This is a genomic window from Streptomyces sp. CLCI03, from assembly GCF_053615355.1.
This window is the reverse complement of the sequence record NZ_CM132132.1, coordinates 3,042,505-3,061,978: the sequence shown is the minus strand read 5'-3', so window position 1 is coordinate 3,061,978 and position 19,474 is coordinate 3,042,505. Positions and strand designations below refer to the sequence as shown.

The window sequence follows — 19,474 nt, the reverse complement described above, 5'->3', positions numbered from 1 at the left end:
GTCAGAAGAACCTCGGATCGGTGAAGGCGCCGCTCGCCAGCAGGTACACGTAGAAGTCGCACAGGGCCACGCTGATCAGGGAGGCCCACGCCAGCTGCATGTGGCGGGCGTTGAGCCGGCTGACCCAGCCCCAGAGCCGGTAGCGCACCGGATGCTTGGAGAAGTGCTTGAGCCGGCCGCCCATGATGTGCCGACAGGAGTGGCAGGACAGGGTGTAGGCCCAGATCAGGGTGATGTTGACCAGGAACAGCAGGGTTCCGAGGCCCATGTGGCCCCAGGCGTAGTCCTGGTCGCGGAAGGTCAGCACCGTGTCGTAGGTGAGGATGCCCGCGACCGGGATCGCCGCGTAGAAGAAGTACCGGTGCGCGTTCTGCAGGATCAGCGGGAATCGGGTCTCGCCGGTGTACCTCGCGTGCGGTTCGGCGACGGCGCAGGCGGGCGGTGAGGCCCAGAACCCCCGGTAGTAGGCCTTGCGGTAGTAGTAGCAGGTCAGCCGGAAGCCGAGCGGGAAGATCAGGATCAGCAGGGCGGGGGAGAGGCCCCACCAACTGCCGAAGATCTCCCAGTTGGGTCCGCCCTTCATCGGGACGCAGTTCTCCGCGAGACACGGGGAGTAGAAGGGGGAGACGTACGGGGCCGCGTAGTAGTCGGCGTTCGCGAAGGCCCGCCAGGTCGAGTAGACGATGAAGGCGAACAGCCCGGCCGCGGTGCCGGCGGGGGCCAGCCACCACCGGTCGGTCCGCAGGTGCCGGGCCGCGATCGCGGCCCGTGAGGCGTCGTGGACGCCGCCGGGCCGCTGCTGGGGTCGTTCCGTGCCTGTGGCCAAAGAAGACTCCGGGTGGAGTGATGAGGGGTGCCCCGTCCGGCCCGGCCGTGGACGGCCGGGCCGGACGGGGCGTGGGTGGATGCGGCTCCGTGACGGGCTGCCTCAGGGGGCGCGGCGGTCGCGGGCGCCCAGGCCCTCGTCGTCGGAGTCCGTCCACAGGGAGCTGTCGTACGGGGTGTCCGGGACCGTCACCATCCGGGACGGGTCCGGACCGGCGGCCGTCGTCGACGGCTTCTGCCGTGCGGCCTGCTGTTCCAGCCGCTCGACCTTGCGCGTCAGCTCGTCCAGGTTGCGCCGTACGGCACTCAGATCGTCTTGCAGGGACATGATTTGCCCTCACTTCCGCCAGGTGCGGTGGCAACGCTCATGTGCGCCTGCGAGTGTCGCGCTTCCCGTCCCCCGTGTGAAGGGACGTGCAGCGATTGCGGGCGCGCAGGCGTGAACCGTGCGCCCCTCCCTGACCCCCATTCTCATCCCTCTCCCGGGGGAACGCCTCTCGCCGCGCAAGCGGGATTGGTCCGCACGGGTGGGGTTCGCGGCGTGGCGAGAGGCGGCTGCGAGGGGTGCGGCGGAGCGTCTATTTCAGTGGGTTCCGGCAACCGGTGTGATCAGCTCCATATACCGCCGAACGTGATCATGCTTCCCCCACGCCCCGCCCCGGAGGTACCACCCATGTCCCAGAGAAGGCGCAGGTCCTTGGCGCTCCTGACCTCGGGAGTCCTCGCACTGCCGCTGCTCACGGGCTGCGGCGCGGGTGACGACGAGGGCGGTCAGGCCGCCGCAGGACAGGACATCGCGACGACCACCCGCGACAGGGTCGCGGACGGGGGTGTGCTGCGCTGGGCGGTGGACGCCCTGCCGGACACCCTCAACACCTTCCAGGCCGACGCGGACGCCACCACCAACAGGATCGCCGGCGCCGTGCTGCCCCAGCTCTTCGTGCTGGACGCCAAGGGCCGGCCGGTGGTCAACCCGGACTACCTGGAGAAGGCCGAGGTCATCGAGCGGGAGCCGAAGCAGGTCGTCCAGTACAAGCTGAACCAGAAGGCGGTGTGGAGCGACGGGCGCGAGATCGGCGCCGCCGACTTCGTGGCGCAGTGGCGGGCCCTGAACGGCAAGGACTCCGCGTACTGGACGGCGCGCAACGCCGGCTACGACCGCATCGAGAAGATCGAGAAGGGCAAGACCGACCTGGAGGTCAGGGTCACCTTCAACAAGCCGTACGCCGACTGGCGCTCGCTCTTCACCCCGCTCTACCCCAAGCAGGTCACCGGCACCCCGGACGCCTTCAACGAGGGCGCACGCGGCGCGCTGAAGATCACCGCCGGGCCCTTCGGGCTGGGTGCGATCGACAAGAAGACCGGTACCGCCGCCCTGACCCGCAACGCGCGCTGGTGGGGCCGCCCGGCCAAGCTGGACACGCTGGTCCTGACGGCGGTGCCGCGGGCCGAGCGCCCGGCGGCCCTGGCCGCCGGCAAGCTCGATCTGGCGGAGATCGACCGGGCCGGGGCCGACCGGATCGCACTGGCCCGCCGCGACGCGGCCGGCAAGAACGGCCCGGGCGCGGGCGGCGCGCCGGCCCACGGCCCCGGCGCCGCGCTGACCCCGGCGGACGCCACCCTGTCGTGGGCGACCGCCTTCGGGGCGGACGAGGAGAAGGCCGCGGCGGAGACGGAGAGCCGCCAGAAGCACCTCGACTCGGTCAAGCGGTACGCCGAGGAGCAGACGGCCCTGAAGGCCTTCACCGTGCGCAAGTCCCTGGAGCCGGCCTACACCCAGCTCGCCATGAACGGGGCCTCCGGCCCGCTCGGGGACGAGCGGGTGCGCCGGGCGGTGGCCCGGGCCCTGGACCGCCAAGCGCTGGCCGAGGTCGTACTGAAGCCGCTCGGCCTGCCCGCGAAGCCGGTCGGCAGCCACCTGGCCCTGTCCGGGCAGCGGGCGTACGCCGACAACAGCGACGCGCTCGGCGGCCAGGACACCCAGGCCGCCCAGGCCCTGTTCGCGGACGCGGGCTGGCGCAAGGGCGGCAAGATCACCGAACCGGCGGGCGCGAAGGCCGCCGGCCCGGAGAGCGAGCAGCAGGACGACTCGAAGACCCCCTCGGGCCCGGGCACCGGCAACGACGGGCTCTACATCGTGGGCCAGGACGACGGTGCCAACGGCGACCCCCGCTCGGCGACCGAGGACCGGGCCGAGAGCGACACCGCCCCGGAAGGCGCCCAGGACGGGCCGTCCCCGGTGCTCGCCCCCGCCCCCTTCGGCGCCCAGCAGGAGGCGTCCCTGCTCGCGCAGGCGGCCCGGGTCGCCCGGGCCGCCCGGGCGGAGACCACCGACGACGCGAAGGGCGTCCCGGCCCGCGACGAGGCCGACCCGGCCGAGGCCTCCCCGGCCCCGGCACCGGCCAAGCAGCCCGTCCGCACCTCGGGCTCCATGCTCGCCAAGGACGGCAAGGCGCTCTCGCTGCGCTTCGTCCTCCCGGCGGGCCCCGGCTCGGAGTCCCTGCGCACGGTCGGCGAGCGGATCGCCGGGATGCTCCGCAAGGTCGGCGTGAACACCGAGACGATCAAGGTGGCCGACGACAGCTTCTTCAAGGACCACATCGCCTCCGGGCAGTACGACCTGGCCCTGTACTCCTGGCCCGCGACGGCCTACCCGGCCACCGACGCCCGACCCATCTTCGCCAAGCCGGAGCCGGCCGCGGACGGATCGCTCCTCGTCGAACAGAACTACACGCGGGTCGGCACCGACCACATCGACCAGCTCTTCGACCAGGCGGTCGCCGAGCTGGACGAGGAGCAGTCCCGTGAGCTGATGCGCAAGGCCGACGCCCGGATCTGGGCCGCGGCCGGCTCCATCCCCCTCTTCCAGCGCCCCGAGCTGGTGGCGGTCAAGCCGGGCCTGGCCAACGCGGGCGCCTTCGGCCTCGGTGCCCCCCGCTACCAGGACATCGGCTGGAAGAAGGCACCCACCGCCAAGGACAAGAAGAAGTAGCGGGGGAGAAGAAGTGATGACAAAGGGGTGCCTGTCCGGTTGACCGCAGGGTCACAAGCTCAGATGTGACTCAAGTCCCTTGCCCGCCGGATCCCCCGGCGGGCAAGGTCGTGCATACCCGTTGACCCGCGTGAATACCGGCCGGAACGGTGGTCGGGGCACCCCACGTACCCCTCGGCCGCACTCATGCATCCGGCCCCTTGACAGACCCCCCGGCAGGCGGTTCCCGCCATTCGACGTACCATGGGGTAAGGCCGTGGCAGGTTTTCGCCCGGCCGAGGCGCGCGTGCCGGACCGTACGCGACGCCATCCACGATCCCGGGAGAAGCGCCGAAGTGCCCACGCGCCACGACATCCGTAACGTCGCCATCGTCGCCCACGTCGACCATGGCAAGACGACCATCGTCGATGCCATGCTCAAGCAGGCCGGTGCCTTCGCCGCCCACCAGCAGCTCGACGACCGCATGATGGACTCGAACGACCTGGAGCGTGAGAAGGGCATCACGATCCTCGCCAAGAACACGGCGGTGAAGTATCACCCCAAGGACGGCGGGGCCCCGATCACGATCAACATCATCGACACCCCCGGCCACGCCGACTTCGGTGGTGAGGTCGAGCGCGGTCTGTCGATGGTGGACGCCGTCGTTCTGCTGGTGGACGCCTCCGAGGGTCCGCTGCCCCAGACCCGCTTCGTCCTGCGCAAGGCCCTGCAGGCGAACATGCCGGTCATCCTCTGCATCAACAAGACGGACCGCCCGGACTCCCGGATCGACGAGGTCGTCAACGACACCTACGACCTGTTCCTGGACCTGGACGCCACCGAGGAGCAGATCGAGTTCCCGATCGTCTACGCGTGCGGCCGTGACGGCATCGCCTCGCTGACCAAGCCCGAGGACGGCACCGTCCCCGCGGACAGCGACAGCCTGGAGCCGTTCTTCTCCACGATCCTGGAGCACGTCCCGGCCCCGACGTACGACGAGGAGGCCCCCCTCCAGGCCCACGTCACCAACCTGGACGCCGACAACTTCCTCGGTCGCATCGCGCTCCTGCGCGTCGAGCAGGGCGAGCTGCGCAAGGGCCAGACGGTCACGTGGATCAAGCGTGACGGCAGCCAGTCGAACGTCCGCATCACCGAGCTGATGATGACCGAGGCGCTCACCCGCAAGCCGGCCGAGGTGGCGGGCCCGGGCGACATCTGCGCGGTCGCCGGTATCCCCGACATCATGATCGGCGAGACCCTGGCCGACACGGAGAACCCGATCGCCCTGCCGCTGATCTCGGTCGACGAGCCGGCGATCTCCATGACCATCGGTACGAACACCTCCCCGATGGTCGGCCGTGGCGGCAGCGGCAAGGGCGCGGACGCCAAGTCCGCGGTCAAGGACCGCAAGGTCACCGCGCGCCAGGTGAAGGACCGTCTGGACCGCGAGCTGATCGGTAACGTCTCGCTCCGCGTCCTCGACACCGAGCGTCCCGACGCCTGGGAGGTCCAGGGTCGTGGTGAGCTCGCGCTCGCCATCCTGGTCGAGCAGATGCGCCGCGAGGGCTTCGAGCTGACCATCGGCAAGCCCCAGGTCGTCACGCAGGAGATCGACGGCAAGGTGCACGAGCCGGTCGAGCGCATGACGGTCGACGTCCCCGAGGAGCACATGGGCGCGGTCACGCAGCTCATGGGCGTCCGCAAGGGCCGCATGGACAACATGTCGAACCACGGCTCCGGTTGGGTCCGCATGGAGTTCGTCGTCCCGTCGCGCGGCCTCATCGGCTTCCGTACGGAGTTCCTGACGAACACCCGCGGTACCGGTATCGCCCACTCGATCCACGAGGGCCACGAGCCGTGGTTCGGCCAGCTGGTGACCCGTAACAACGGCTCCCTGGTCGCCGACCGCGCCGGTTCCGTGACGCCGTTCGCGATGATCAACCTGCAGGAGCGCGGTGTCCTGTTCACCGAGCCCGGCACCGAGGTGTACGAGGGCATGATCGTCGGCGAGAACTCGCGCTCCGACGACATGGACGTGAACATCACCAAGGAGAAGAAGCTCACCAACATGCGTGCGGCTTCCGCGGACAACACCGAGAACGTGGTGCCGCCCCGCAAGCTCTCCCTGGAGCAGTCCCTGGAGTTCTGCCGCGACGACGAGTGCGTCGAGGTGACCCCGGAGGCCGTCCGCATCCGCAAGGTCGTCCTGGACCAGAAGGACCGCTCGCGCACCGCGTCGCGCGCCAAGTCCGCCAAGTAACAACAGTCGTAAGGCTGTTCGCCCGGATTTGCTCGGGCGGTGGCAACGGCCGGTGAAGCCGGCCGCAGGGCCCTGGTAGTGCAGCAGCCCCTCTCCTCACGGAGTCCGTGAGGAGAGGGGCTGTTCGCTTCTGTCAAGCGGATTTTTGCGTTCAGGTGTCCGCATACCGACCGTGACACTCCGGAAGATGAGCTAACCGTCCGTTTCGCACGTGTCTGTCTCCTATCCGTTTGTCCGGATTTCGGGTTTCTGACGCGGATCGATGTTGTGAAAACGAGACCACTTAAGTGTGGTTTACGGCCTGGCAGTCCCTGAGGATGGCTCCATTGAGCTCGGGTCAATGGGTCACGCGATGTGGGGATCGCGCCGACTCACGAGCACACTATGGGCAGGAAAATTGCTCGCCGTCAGGGGTGTCGGCGAGGTTTTTTTGCCCCTCAAGTCGATCAGTGGACTCATGAGGAGGAAACCCATGCGCGGTGCCAAGAGCGCCAAGTGGGTCGTGGGCGCGGTTGTCGTCGCCCTGGCCGCTACCGCCTGTGGCGGCGGTGACGGTGACAGCAAGGACAAGGGCAGCGCCGACGGTGGCGTGTTCCGGCTCGGTAGCACCGAGCCCGACACCATCGACCCGGGGCGTGCCCACGAGTCCACCGGTGTCCTGCTTGCCAACGCCCTGTTCACCGGCCTGTACGGGAACACGCCGGACGGCATGGCCGAGCCCATGCTCGCCGAGTCGGCGACCTCGGACGAGGCTTGCACGTCCTGGACGTTCAAGGTCAAGCCCGACACCAAGTTCTCCAACGGCGAGGTCGTCGACGCCGAGTCGTTCGCCCGTGGTTGGGCCCGTGCCGCGCACAAGGCCGCCGCGTCCGACGTGGCGTACCACTTCGCCGGCATCAAGGGTTACGAGCAGCTGCAGGACGGCTCCGCCAAGACCTTCTCCGGTGTCACCACGCCGGACCCGACCACCATCAAGGTCGACCTGGCCAAGGCGGACTGCGAGTTCGTCCTGAAGACGGCGCACAACGCCTACAGCCCGGTCCCGAAGGTCGCCAAGGTCGGCGAAGAGGACAAGGCGTTCGGCGAGGCCCCCGTCGGTAACGGTCCGTTCAAGATGGACGGCACGTGGGAGCACAACAAGGCGATCAACCTCGTCCGTAACGACAGCTACGGTCTGCAGAAGGCGTCCCTGGGCAAGGTCCAGGTCACCCTCCTCAACGACAAGACCGCGCAGCAGCTCGAGTACGACGGCTTCCAGGCCGGCACCTTCGACTACGCGCACATCCCGACGCCGATGCTGAAGACGGCCGAGGCGAAGTACAAGCCGCAGAACAAGTGGTTCGCCAAGGACACCAGCGGCATGAACTTCGTTCTGCCGATCGGTGACAACGGTCCGACGAACAACAAGGACGCCCGTCTGGCGATCTCCTACGCGATCGACCGTCAGGCCATCGCCAAGGGTGTCTTCCAGGGCTTCCAGACCCCGTCGACGACCATCGTGCCGCCGTCGTTCCCGAAGGCGTACCAGAAGGACCTGTGCACCTCCTGCATCAAGCAGGACGTCGCCAAGGCCAAGGAGCACGCCGAGAAGGGCGGCCTGAAGCCGGGTACCGAGATCAAGTTCAGCTTCAACACCGGTGCGGGCCACGAAGAGTGGGTCCAGGCCATCGCGAAGCAGCTCGAGGACGTTCTCGGCGTCAAGGTCAAGCTGGACGGCAAGGACTTCCCGGGCATGCTCAAGGAGCAGCAGAGCACCGCTGCCACCGGTATCTACCGCTTCGCGTGGGGCGCGGACTACCCGACCCCGGAGAACTTCCTGTTCCCGCTGCTGCACTCGACGTCGATGAACAAGGACGCCGAGGGCAACGTGGTCGGTGACAACCGCGTCCGTTACAACAACCCCGAGTTCGACAAGCTGATCGACACGGCCCGCGCCACCAAGGACGAGGCCGCTCGCACCGCGATGTACAAGCAGGCCGAGAAGATGGCCATGGAAGACATGGCCCTCATCCCGACCTTCAACCGTTCCCAGTTCCGCCTGATGGCGACGGACAAGTTCAACGGTCTGGACGACATCAACTTCAACGAGGACCCGATCCTCGAGAAGATCTCGCTCAAGAAGTAATCGGTTCGGACGGTATATCCGTCAGGAGCGAACGTGCCGCGGCCCCCGGGTGACCGGTGGGCCGCGGCCTCGCTCGGCAGGCCGTTTTCACTTCGGCACCCCTCACATCCGCGGGCAATCCCCGCAGGCCGAGAGCCGGCCCGTTCCTTGGGCCGGAGGCCGCTGCTCCCAGAAGCGGCCAGGTAGAGAGGCACAAACATGGGAAGGTACGTCGCCCGTCGCCTCGGGCAGATGGTCATAGTCCTCATCGGCGCGACCATGGTTCTGTTCGCGTGTCTGTTCGTTCTCCCCGGTGACCCCGTGGGTTCGATCGCGGGCAGCGACAAGGCACGTGACCCTGCAGTGGTCGCGGAACTCAAGGAGCGTTACGGGCTCGACAAGTCGCTGCCCGAGCAGTACGTGAACTACGTCGCGAAGGTCGCGACCGGAGACCTCGGTGAGGACTTCATCCAGCGGCGCGAGGTTTCCGAGATCCTCGGCCCGAAGCTGCAGAACACCGCGAAGCTGGCCCTGCTGGCCATCGTTCTCGTCACGGCGTTCGGCATGGGCGTGGGCATCATCTCCGCGCTCTACAGATACAGCATGCTGGACATGACCACGACGTTTTTCACGACCATGGCGGTCGGTTTCCCAACCTTCGTCATCGGCATGCTGCTCAAGAAGTACTTTGCCGTCGAACTCGGCTGGTTCCCACCGATGAGCGGTGATCAGCTCGAAGGCATGATCCTTCCCGCGGTCACCCTCGCCATCACCGACATCGCCTTCGTGGCCCGCCTCACCCGCGGCACGATGCTCGAGGTGCTGCGCGCGGACTATGTGAAGACGGCCGTGGCCAAGGGACTTCCGCGCCGGCGCGTGCTGTTCAAGCACGTGCTCCGCAACTCGTCCATTCCCGTGGTCACCTACCTGGGCATCTCGTTCGGCGGACTCCTCGGTGGTGCGCTCATCACTGAGGCGATCTTCAACTGGGACGGTGTCGGTCTGGCACTGGTTCAGGCGATTCAGCAGCAGAACAACCCGATCGTGGTCGGCGTCGTGACGTACAGCGTCGCCATCTTCGTCGTCCTCAGCCTCATCGTGGACCTGCTGTACGCGGCCCTCGACCCGCGTATCCGCCTCAGCTGACCGCCCCCAAGGAGGATTTCCTCATGTCTGAGCTCGCAACGAGCCCGGCGATCGGGGACGAGAACCCCGTGTCGTCCGCTTCGGCCAAGGCCGAACCCGCACCCAAGCAACTGACCCAGTGGGGCGAGATCCGCCACCGCTTCGTTCAGAACAAGCTGGCCGTCGTCGGCCTCGTGATCATCACCCTGCTGTTCCTGACCGCCATCTTCGGGAACATGCTCGCCCCGTTCGACCCCGGTGCGCAGGACCTGGAGAACACCCTGGCCGCGCCCAACGGCACCCACTGGATGGGTACCGACGCCCTGGGCCGCGACATGTTCTCGCGTCTCATAGCCGGTACCCGTGTGGCCATGTTCGTCGGTCTCGCCTCGATCTTCTTCGCGGTGCTGATCGGTGTCATCCTCGGCGCCATCGCCGGTTACTTCCCCGGCTTCGCCGACACCCTCGTCATGCGCGTCGCGGACGTCTTCCTCGCGTTCCCGCTGATGATCGGTGCCATCGTCATCATCCTGGTCACCGGCCGTGGCATCACCCCGGTGATCATCTCGCTCGCGATCTTCTCGTGGGCCACCGTGGCCAGGCTCCTGCGCAGCTCGATCCTGTCCGTGCGTGAGATGGACTACGTCCACGCGGCCAAGGCACTGGGCGCGAGCGGCTGGCGCATCGTCCGCACGCACATCCTGCCCAACTCGCTGACCGCCGTGCTGGTCTACGCGACCTTCAACGTCGGCACCACGATCGTCGGCGTCGCGGCGCTCTCCTTCCTCGGCGCCGGCGTCCCCGTCGACGTCCCCGAGTGGGGCAACATGCTCGCGGCCGGCCAGGGCTTCATCGGCGTCAGCGACTACCTGTGGTACTTCCCCAGCCTCTTCGTCGTCGTCACCGTGCTCGGCTTCGCCTTCGTCGGCGACGGCCTGCGTGACGCGCTCGACCCGAAGCTCCGGTAGGGCCGCCCGATGCCCCGAGACAACATCAGCAAGCAGGACGAAGGTGGCGGCGTGACCACGTCGGAGATTCTCAGCGTTGCGGAGACGGGCGGCGGATCCGCCGTGCCGCTGCTGGAGGTGGACAACCTCCAGGTCGAGTTCAAGACCCGTGACGGGGTCGCCAAGGCCGTCAACGGCGTGAGCTACAGCGTCAGCGCCGGCGAGACCCTCGCCGTGCTCGGCGAGTCCGGCTCCGGCAAGTCCGTCACCGCTCAGGCGATCATGGGCATCCTCGACAGCCCGCCCGGACGCGTGTCCGGCGGCGAGGTGCGCTTCCACGGCAAGGACATCCTCAAGATGTCCGACGAGGAGCGCCGCAAGCTCCGCGGCGACAAGATGGCGATGATCTTCCAGGACGCGCTGTCCTCCCTGAACCCGGTCTACTCGGTGGGCGACCAGCTCGGCGAGATGTTCCGGGTCCACCGGGGCGCGTCCAAGAAGGACGCGAAGCTCAAGGCCATCGAGCTCATGGACCGCGTGAAGATCCCCGCCGCGAAGGCGCGCGTGGGTGACTACCCGCACCAGTTCTCCGGCGGTATGCGCCAGCGCATCATGATCGCGATGGCGCTGGCCCTGGAGCCGGACCTGATCATCGCCGACGAGCCGACCACGGCCCTCGACGTGACGGTCCAGGCGCAGGTCATGGACCTGCTCGCGGAGCTCCAGCGCGAGATGAACATGGGCCTGATCCTGATCACCCACGACCTCGGTGTCGTCGCCGACGTCGCGGACAAGATCGCGGTCATGTACGCGGGCCGGATCGTCGAGACCGCTCCGGTCCACGAGATCTACAAGCGCCCGTCCCACCCGTACACCCGTGGCCTGCTCGACTCGATCCCGCGCCTGGACCAGAAGGGCCAGGAGCTCTACGCGATCAAGGGTCTGCCGCCCAACCTGCTGCGCATTCCGACGGGTTGCGCCTTCAGCCCCCGTTGCCCCAAGGCGCAGGACATCTGCCGCACCGAGATCCCGGTGCTGCACCCGGTCACCGAGCAGGACGGCACCGAACTGCCCGGCCGCGGCAGCGCGTGCCACTTCTGGAAGGACCAGATCCATGGCTGAGCTCACCAAGAACGCCACCGAGCGCGAGCCGATCCTCCAGGTCCGTAACCTGGTCAAGCACTTCCCGCTGACCCAGGGCATCCTGTTCAAGAAGCAGGTCGGCGCGGTCAAGGCCGTCGACGGGGTCTCCTTCGACCTCTACCACGGCGAGACCCTCGGCATCGTCGGCGAGTCCGGCTGTGGCAAGTCCACGGTCGCCAAGCTCCTGATGAACCTGGAGCGGGCCACCGCGGGCGAGGTCTTCTACAAGGGCCAGGACATCACCAAGCTGTCCGGCCGCGCCCTGAAGGCCGTGCGCCGCAACATCCAGATGGTCTTCCAGGACCCGTACACGTCGTTGAACCCGCGCATGACGGTCGGCGACATCATCGGGGAGACCTTCGAGATCCACCCCGAGGTGGCCCCGAAGGGCGACCGGCGCCGCAAGGTCCAGGAGCTCCTGGACGTCGTGGGCCTGAACCCGGAGTACATCAACCGGTACCCGCACCAGTTCTCCGGCGGCCAGCGCCAGCGCATCGGCATCGCCCGCGGCCTCGCCCTGCAGCCGGAGATCATCATCTGCGACGAGCCGGTCTCCGCGCTCGACGTGTCGGTGCAGGCCCAGGTCATCAACCTGATGGAGAAGCTGCAGGACGAGTTCAACCTCTCCTACCTCTTCATCGCGCACGACCTCTCGATCGTCCGGCACATCTCGGACCGCGTGGGCGTCATGTACCTGGGCAAGATGGCCGAGATCGGCACCGACGCCCAGATCTACGAGCACCCGACCCACCCGTACACCCAGGCGCTGCTGTCCGCCGTCCCGGTCCCGGACCCGGACGCGCGCGAGGGCCGCGAGCGGATCATCCTCACCGGTGACGTCCCGTCCCCGGCCAACCCGCCGTCGGGCTGCCGCTTCCGCACCCGCTGCTGGAAGGCCCAGGACAAGTGCTCCACCGAGGAGCCGCTGCTGGCGATCCCGGAGCGCTTCAAGGGCGTGAACACCCTGGCCGCGCACGAGTCCGCGTGCCACTTCGCCGAGGAGAAGGCCATCCTGGCCGTCTGATCGACGCGTTCGTCCGAAACGGCCGGGGCGCGGGCCCGGCGAAACGGGTTGCGTCCCCGGGAGCCCGCCCCGGACAGTGACGGAATGACCCTCACCGTACGGCCCGCCGGGCCCGGGGACGCCTCCGACATCTGCGCCCTGCTCAATGCCGTCGACGTGATCGAGATCGGCCGCCCGGAGACCGACCTGGGCACCGTCGAGTCGGACCTCAACGCCCCCGACGTGGACCTGGCCACCGACTCCTGGCTCGCCTTCGAGGACGGGAGCCTCGTCGCCTACGCCCTCGTGTGGGCGGACTCCGGCCCGGGCCGCGTCGACGCGGACCACTACGTGCTGCCCGGCCGTCGCGATGCCGCCCTCCTGCTGCTGGAGCGCATGGAGGCCCGGGCCCGGGAGCTGACCGGAGGTCAGGGCGTGCTGCGGCTCCAGCTCAACGTGAAGCCCACCCTCGACCTCTCCCTCCTCTCCGGGCGCGGCTACCGCACCATCCGCCGCTACCAGGTGATGACCCGCTCCCTGTCCCCGGCCGCCGACCCGGCGCCCACCCCGCCGGCCGGACTCACCCTGCGGCACTGCGCCGACGACGAGGCCGACCGCCGCCGCGCCCATGCGCTGATCGAGCGCACCTTCGCCGCGCACTTCGGCCATGTGGACCGCCCGTACGAGACGTGGCTCGACCACATGGACGGCCGCAAGATCGACTGGTCCCTGGTGTGGATCGCGAGCCTGCCCGGCCACGGCGACGCGGCCGTCCTGCTCACCCGGGACGACCGCACGAGCATGGCCTGGGTCAGCCACATCGGCGTGATCGAGGAGGTACGCGGCCGAGGCATCGGCGGTTTCCTGCTGCGCCACTGCTTCGCCGTTCATGCGGAGCGCGGCCGGGACTCCGTGGGCCTCGGAGTGGACACCCACAACGAGACCGGCGCGCTCGCGCTGTACGAGGCGCACGGCATGGGCCTGCACTACGCGGTCGACTCGTGGGAGCTTTCCTTGCACCCCCAGGGGTGACAGGGGCGAGACGCGCGGGTGCAATCGGTCCAACCAGGAGTGTGCAGGACCCCACATAGGGTGACATTGGCCCCTAAGCGAGTCTTGGGATCCCTAGGAGGCACTCCATGCGCGGAGCCACCCACGCCAAGTGGGCCGCATGTGCGGTGGCCGTCGCCCTCGCGGCGACGGCCTGCGGCGGCGGTAGCGACAGCGGCGGAGGCGGCGAGGCGGGCATCATCAGCTCCTCATGGGGTGACCCGCAGAATCCGCTGGAGCCGGCCAACACCAACGAGGTGCAGGGCGGCAAGGTCCTCGACATGCTCTTCCGGGGTCTCAAGCGCTACGACCCGAAGACGGGCGAGGCCCTCGACATGGTCGCCGAGAAGATCGAGACGACGGACAGTCAGAACTTCACCATCACGCTGAAGGACGGCTGGAAGTTCAGCAACGACGAGCCGGTCACCGCGCAGTCCTTCGTCGACGCCTGGAACTACGGCGCCGACGTGCGCAACAAGCAGAACAACTCGCCGTTCTTCTCCGACATCGTCGGGTACGCGGACGTCCACCCGACCTCCGGCGAGCCCAAGGCCAAGACGATGTCCGGACTGGTCGTCAAGAACGACAAGACCTTCACCGTCGCCCTGAAGAACAAGTTCTCCACCTGGCCCGAGACCCTCGGCTACCAGGCCTTCTCCCCCCTGCCCAAGGCCTTCTTCACCGACCACGCCGGCTGGCTGGACAAGCCGATCGGCAACGGCCCGTACACGGTGGACTCGTACACCAAGGGCACCGGCATGAAGCTGCGCAAGTGGGACACCTACCCCGGCCCGGACAAGGCGCAGAACGGCGGCGTGGACCTGAAGGTCTACACCGACAACAACACCGCCTACACCGACCTGATCTCCGGCAACCTCGACCTCGTCGACGACATCCCGGCGCAGCAGCTGAAGAACGTCAAGAACGACCTCGGCGACCGGTACATCAACCAGCCCGCCCTCATCATCCAGACCCTCACCTTCCCGCTGTACGACCCGCAGTGGAGCAAGGAGGGCATGGAGAACGTCCGGATCGGCATCTCCCGAGCCATCAACCGCGACGAGATCACCAAGCAGATCTTCCGCGAGACCCGCACCCCGGCCAAGGACTGGACCTCCCCGGCCCTCGGCGAGAAGGGCGGCTTCTCCTCCACGGTCTGCGGCGACGCCTGCGTCTACGACCCGGCCGCGGCCAAGAAGCTCATCACGGACGCCGGCGGGCTCCCCGGCGGCAAGGTCACGCTGACCTCCAACGTGGACACCGGCTCGCACCGCGACTGGATGGACGCCGTCTGCAACAGCATCAACAACGCGCTGGGCGAGGGCCCGGTCTGCACGGTCAACCCGATCGGCACCTTCGCGGACTTCCGCAACCAGCAGAGCGGTTTCAAGCTGACCGGTCCCTTCCGCTCCGGCTGGCAGGCCGACTACCCCCTGATCCAGAACTTCCTCCAGCCCCTCTACTACACCGGGGCCTCCTCCAACTACGGGAAGTTCAGCAACGCGGACTTCGACAAGCTCGTCGACGAGGCCAACCAGGAGAGCGACCAGGCCAAGGCCGTCGCGAAGTTCCAGGAATCCGAGAAGATCCTCGCCGCGCAGATGCCGGCCATCCCGCTCTGGTACCAGAACGGCAGCGCCGGCTACGCCGAGCGGCTCTCGGACGTGGCGCTCAACCAGTTCAGCGTCCCGGTGTACGACCAGATCAAGGTCGGCTGACCCGCCTTTCGGATCGATCCTGGAGCAGTCCATGGGACGTTATGTGATCCGGCGGCTGCTCCAGATGATCCCGGTGTTCATCGGCAGCACGTTCCTGATCTTCTTCATGGTGTACGCGCTCGGTGACCCGGTCGCGGCCCTCTTCGGCGACAAGGCGCCCGACCCCGCCACCGCCGCGCGCATCCGCAAGGACCTCTACCTCGACCGCCCCCTGTGGGAGCAGTACGTCCACTACATGGGCCAGATCTTCAAAGGGGACTTCGGCACGGCCTTCAACGGCCAGCCGGTCACCGAGCTGATGGCCTCGGCCTTCCCCGTCACCCTGCGCCTGACCCTGGTCGCGATCTTCTTCGAGATCGTCATCGGCATCACCCTCGGCGTGATCAGCGGCCTGCGCCGCGGCAAGTCCGTCGACACCACCGTGCTCGTGCTCACCCTCGTCGTCATCTCCGTGCCGACCTTCGTGACGGGCTATCTGCTCCAGTACCTCTTCGGCGTCAAATGGGGCTGGGTGCGGCCCACCGTCTCCCCGGACGCGCCGCTCAACGAGCTGATCCTGCCCGGCATCGTGCTCGCGCTGGTCTCCCTCGCCTACGTCACCCGGCTCTCGCGCACCTCCATCGCCGAGAACGTCAAGGCCGACTACGTGCGCACCGCCGTCGCCAAGGGGCTCCCGCGCCACCGGGTCGTCACCCGCCACCTGCTGCGCAACTCCCTCATCCCCGTCATCACCTTCATCGGCACCGACATCGGCGCCCTGATGGGCGGCGCCATCGTCACCGAGCGGATCTTCAACATCCACGGCGTCGGATACCAGCTCTACCAGGGCATCCTGCGCAACAACTCCCCGACGGTGGTCGGCTTCGTGACCATCCTCGTCATCGTCTTCCTGCTGGCGAACCTGCTCGTCGACCTGCTCTACGCGGTCCTGGACCCGAGGATCCGGTATGCCTGACCCCGAGCGTCCCGAAGGGCCCGGCGGCTACGATCCCGTCGGGCCCCGCCCGCGCGAGGCGGTCTCCCCGACCGGCCTGGGCGGACCCATGGATCTGGCCCTGGAGCAGGCCGAGAGCGTCGAGGGCATCGAGAAGACCGGCCCACGGGGCGGGACCGGCCCCGGCCAGAAGCCCCGCTCCCTGTGGTCCGACGCCTGGCACCAGCTGCGCCGCAACCCCGTCTTCGTCATCTCCTCGCTGATGATCCTCTTCCTCGTGATCATCTCGATCTGGCCGCAGCTCATCGCGAGCGGCGACCCGCTGCAGTGCGACCTGTCCAAGTCGCAGCAGGGCTCCTCCCCGGGCCACCCCTTCGGCTACGACACCCAGGGCTGCGACGTGTACACCCGTACCGTCTACGGGGCCCGCGCCTCCATCACCGTGGGCGTCTGCGCCACCCTGGGCGCGGCCCTGCTCGGCTCGCTGCTCGGCGGGCTCGCCGGGTTCTTCGGCGGCTGGGGCGACGCGCTGCTCTCCCGGGTCGCCGACATCTTCTTCGGCATCCCCGTCGTCCTCGGCGGCCTGGTCTTCCTGTCCGTGGTCACCAGCACCACCGTGTGGCCGGTGGTCGGCTTCATCGTGCTCCTCGGCTGGCCGCAGATCGCCCGCATCGGCCGCGGCTCCGTCATCACCGCCAAACAGAACGACTACGTCCAGGCGGCCCGGGCCCTCGGCGCCGGCAACGGCCGGATGATGCTGCGGCACGTGGCGCCCAATGCCATCGCCCCGGTCATCGTCGTCGCCACCATCGCCCTCGGTACGTACATCGCGCTGGAGGCCACCCTGTCCTTCCTCGGCGTCGGCCTGCGCCCGCCCACCGTCTCCTGGGGCATCGACATCTCCAACGCGGCCTCGCAGATCCGCAACGCCCCGCACATGCTGCTCTGGCCGGCCGGCGCGCTGAGCCTGACCGTGCTCGCCTTCATCATGCTCGGCGACGCGGTGCGCGACGCCCTCGACCCCAAGCTGCGCTGAGGAGCCCCGCACATGCTGCTCGAAGTCCGCGACCTGCACGTGGAATTCAAGACGCGCGACGGAGTCGCCAAAGCCGTCAACGGCGTCAACTACTCGGTGGCCGAGGGCGAGACGCTGGCCGTGCTCGGCGAGTCGGGCTCCGGCAAGTCCGTCACCGCCCAGGCCGTGATGGGCATCCTCGACATGCCGCCGGGCCGCATCGCGGGCGGCGAGATCCTCTTCAAGGGCAAGGACCTCCTCACGATGAAGGAGGAGGAGCGCCGCAAGATCCGCGGGGCCGAGATGGCCATGATCTTCCAGGACGCGCTCTCCTCCCTGAACCCCGTCCTGAGCGTGGGCGCGCAGCTCGGCGAGATGTACGAGGTGCACCGCGGGATGTCCCGCAAGGACGCCAAGGGCAAGGCCGTCGAGCTGATGGACCGGGTGAAGATCCCGGCGGCGAAGGAACGGGTGGGTGACTACCCGCACCAGTTCTCCGGCGGCATGCGCCAGCGCATCATGATCGCGATGGCGCTGGCCCTGGAGCCCTCGCTGATCATCGCGGACGAGCCGACCACGGCCCTGGACGTCACCGTCCAGGCCCAGGTGATGGACCTGCTGGCCGAGCTGCAGCGCGAGCTGAACATGGGCCTCATCCTGATCACCCACGACCTGGGCGTGGTCGCCGACGTCGCCGACAAGATCGCGGTCATGTACGCGGGCCGGATCGTCGAGGCGGCCCCGGTCCACGAGATCTACAAGGCGCCCGCGCACCCGTACACGCGCGGCCTGCTGGACTCCATCCCGCGCCTGGACCAGAAGGGCCAGGAGCTGTACGCCATCAAGGGACTGCCGCCCAACCTGGTGGCCATCCCGCCCGGTTGCGCCTTCAACCCGCGCTGCCCGATGGCGCAGTCGGTGTGCCGCACCGACGTCCCGCCGCTGTACCGGGTGACCGAGTCGCCGGTGGAGCGGACCAGCGCCTGCCACTTCTGGAAGGAGTGCCTCCATGGCTGAGTCCCTGCTGGAGGTGAAGGATCTGGTCAAGCACTACCCGCTGACCCGGGGCATCGTCTTCCGCAAGCAGGTCGGCGCGGTCAAGGCCGTCGACGGGGTCTCCTTCGACCTGCGCGCCGGGGAGACGCTCGGCATCGTCGGCGAGTCCGGCTGCGGGAAGTCCACCGTGGCCAAGATGCTGGTCAACCTGGAGCGGCCGACGGCGGGCGCGATCTCGTACAAGGGCGAGGACATCACCAAGCTGTCCGGCCGCGCCCTGAAGGCCGTGCGCCGCAACATCCAGATGGTCTTCCAGGACCCGTACACGTCGTTGAACCCGCGCATGACGGTCGGCGACATCATCGGGGAGCCCTACGAGATCCACCCCGAGGTGGCCCCCAAGGGCAACCGCCGGCAGAAGGTCCAGGAACTCCTCGACGTCGTCGGTCTGAACCCGGAGTACATCAACCGGTACCCGCACCAGTTCTCCGGCGGCCAGCGCCAGCGCATCGGCATCGCCCGCGGCCTCGCCCTGCAACCCGAGATCATCGTCGCCGACGAGCCCGTCTCGGCCCTGGACGTCTCCGTCCAGGCCCAGGTGATCAACCTGCTGGACCGGCTGCAGAGCGACTTCGACCTGTCCTACGTCTTCATCGCGCACGACCTCTCGATCGTCCGGCACATCTCCGACCGGGTCGGCGTCATGTACCTGGGCCGGATCGTCGAGATCGGCACCGACAGCCAGATCTACGACCACCCGACCCACCCGTACACCCAGGCGCTGCTCTCGGCCGTCCCGGTACCGGACCCGGAGGCCCGCGCGCACCGCGAGCGGATCATCCTCACCGGTGACGTGCCCTCCCCGGCCAACCCGCCCTCGGGCTGCCCCTTCCGCACCCGCTGCTGGAAGGCCGAGCCCCGCTGCACGGCGGAGGTCCCGCTGCTCGCGGTCCCGCAGGTCTTCCCCTCGGGCCCGGCGGCGCACCCGTCGGCCTGCCACTTCGCGGCCGAGAAGCAGGTGGTCCCGCCGTCGGACCAGCCGCCCCCGCCCTCGCCGCCACCCCTGCCACCGGCGGATCCACCGGGGAAGGAGTAGCCGCATACCGATGATTTCCGGCCACCGCTGTGCGACGGGTGGGGAAGGGTGGACACCCCCGACAACTCCGTTTACGTGGGGGCAACTTGACCGTTTCTGCCCCGAGATCTGGGGCATGCAACCTGGATGCCGTGCGGCCGTGCGGGTGCCGACAGCCGGTCGGGGAGGCGTACGGCCTCGCCGGCCGGCCTCCCCGTGCCCCCACTCATGCGCGGCATGCGCCCCTCGTGCTGCCGGATTTCGATCGATGCGCTGGTACGGATAGTTATGATCCGTAGCGCACGGT

15 protein-coding genes are annotated in these 19,474 nt (G+C 68.4%); 13 read left to right on the top strand and 2 right to left on the bottom strand.

Going from position 1 to position 19,474, the window contains the following annotated elements; genetic code table 11:
• Position 1 precedes the first annotated feature (1 nt).
• Together ACWG52_RS13820 and ACWG52_RS13815 are read right to left on the bottom strand one after the other, a co-directional pair.
• Positions 2-826, bottom strand: coding sequence for a hypothetical protein (locus ACWG52_RS13820; RefSeq protein ID WP_390137834.1), 825 nt, complete (start codon positions 824-826; stop codon positions 2-4).
• A 102-nt stretch (positions 827-928) separates the two neighbouring features.
• Entirely contained in the window at positions 929-1,153 is a 225-nt protein-coding gene (locus ACWG52_RS13815) for a hypothetical protein (protein WP_030385851.1), read from the bottom strand.
• A 345-nt stretch (positions 1,154-1,498) separates the two neighbouring features.
• Here ACWG52_RS13815 and ACWG52_RS13810 point away from each other — a divergent pair, with 345 nt between their 5' ends.
• The 13 genes from ACWG52_RS13810 (at position 1,499) to ACWG52_RS13750 (ending at position 19,188) form a co-directional block, all read left to right on the top strand.
• Complete coding sequence (locus ACWG52_RS13810; RefSeq protein WP_453128819.1) at positions 1,499-3,817, top strand: ABC transporter family substrate-binding protein; 2,319 nt, start codon at positions 1,499-1,501, stop codon at positions 3,815-3,817.
• Between the two features lie 335 nt (positions 3,818-4,152).
• A complete protein-coding gene (gene typA, locus ACWG52_RS13805) occupies positions 4,153-6,057 on the top strand; it encodes a translational GTPase TypA (RefSeq protein ID WP_389806067.1) in 1,905 nt (634 codons plus the stop codon).
• 472 nt (positions 6,058-6,529) lie between these two features.
• Positions 6,530-8,182 (top strand): peptide ABC transporter substrate-binding protein, encoded by a 1,653-nt coding sequence (locus tag ACWG52_RS13800; RefSeq protein WP_453128818.1) that lies wholly within the window; start codon positions 6,530-6,532, stop codon positions 8,180-8,182.
• Positions 8,183-8,413: 231 nt separating this feature from the next.
• Positions 8,414-9,307, top strand: coding sequence for an ABC transporter permease (locus ACWG52_RS13795; RefSeq protein WP_389806064.1), 894 nt, complete (start codon positions 8,414-8,416; stop codon positions 9,305-9,307).
• A 23-nt stretch (positions 9,308-9,330) separates the two neighbouring features.
• Positions 9,331-10,254: an ABC transporter permease gene (locus ACWG52_RS13790; RefSeq protein WP_389806062.1), complete on the top strand. Its 924-nt coding sequence runs from the start codon at positions 9,331-9,333 to the stop codon at positions 10,252-10,254.
• Between the two features lie 9 nt (positions 10,255-10,263).
• On the top strand, positions 10,264-11,355 hold the full coding sequence (locus ACWG52_RS13785) for an ABC transporter ATP-binding protein (protein WP_078851001.1): 1,092 nt from the start codon (positions 10,264-10,266) through the stop codon (positions 11,353-11,355).
• Complete coding sequence (locus ACWG52_RS13780; protein WP_389806060.1) at positions 11,348-12,400, top strand: ABC transporter ATP-binding protein; 1,053 nt, start codon at positions 11,348-11,350, stop codon at positions 12,398-12,400. The genes ACWG52_RS13785 and ACWG52_RS13780 overlap by 8 nt, the downstream gene beginning before the upstream one ends.
• Positions 12,401-12,484: 84 nt before the next feature.
• Positions 12,485-13,411 (top strand): GNAT family N-acetyltransferase, encoded by a 927-nt coding sequence (locus ACWG52_RS13775; protein WP_390166196.1) that lies wholly within the window; start codon positions 12,485-12,487, stop codon positions 13,409-13,411.
• Positions 13,412-13,518: 107 nt separating this feature from the next.
• Complete coding sequence (locus tag ACWG52_RS13770) at positions 13,519-15,147, top strand: peptide ABC transporter substrate-binding protein (protein ID WP_389806056.1); 1,629 nt, start codon at positions 13,519-13,521, stop codon at positions 15,145-15,147.
• A gap of 31 nt (positions 15,148-15,178) precedes the next feature.
• Positions 15,179-16,102 (top strand): ABC transporter permease, encoded by a 924-nt coding sequence (locus tag ACWG52_RS13765; protein WP_389806054.1) that lies wholly within the window; start codon positions 15,179-15,181, stop codon positions 16,100-16,102.
• On the top strand, positions 16,095-17,117 hold the full coding sequence (locus ACWG52_RS13760) for an ABC transporter permease (RefSeq protein ID WP_033218507.1): 1,023 nt from the start codon (positions 16,095-16,097) through the stop codon (positions 17,115-17,117). Before ACWG52_RS13765 ends, ACWG52_RS13760 begins: the two co-directional genes overlap by 8 nt.
• Positions 17,118-17,129: 12 nt before the next feature.
• Entirely contained in the window at positions 17,130-18,113 is a 984-nt protein-coding gene (locus ACWG52_RS13755) for an ABC transporter ATP-binding protein (protein WP_390166198.1), read from the top strand.
• Positions 18,106-19,188: an ABC transporter ATP-binding protein gene (locus ACWG52_RS13750; protein WP_390137839.1), complete on the top strand. Its 1,083-nt coding sequence runs from the start codon at positions 18,106-18,108 to the stop codon at positions 19,186-19,188. Before ACWG52_RS13755 ends, ACWG52_RS13750 begins: the two co-directional genes overlap by 8 nt.
• Positions 19,189-19,474: the final 286 nt, after the last annotated feature.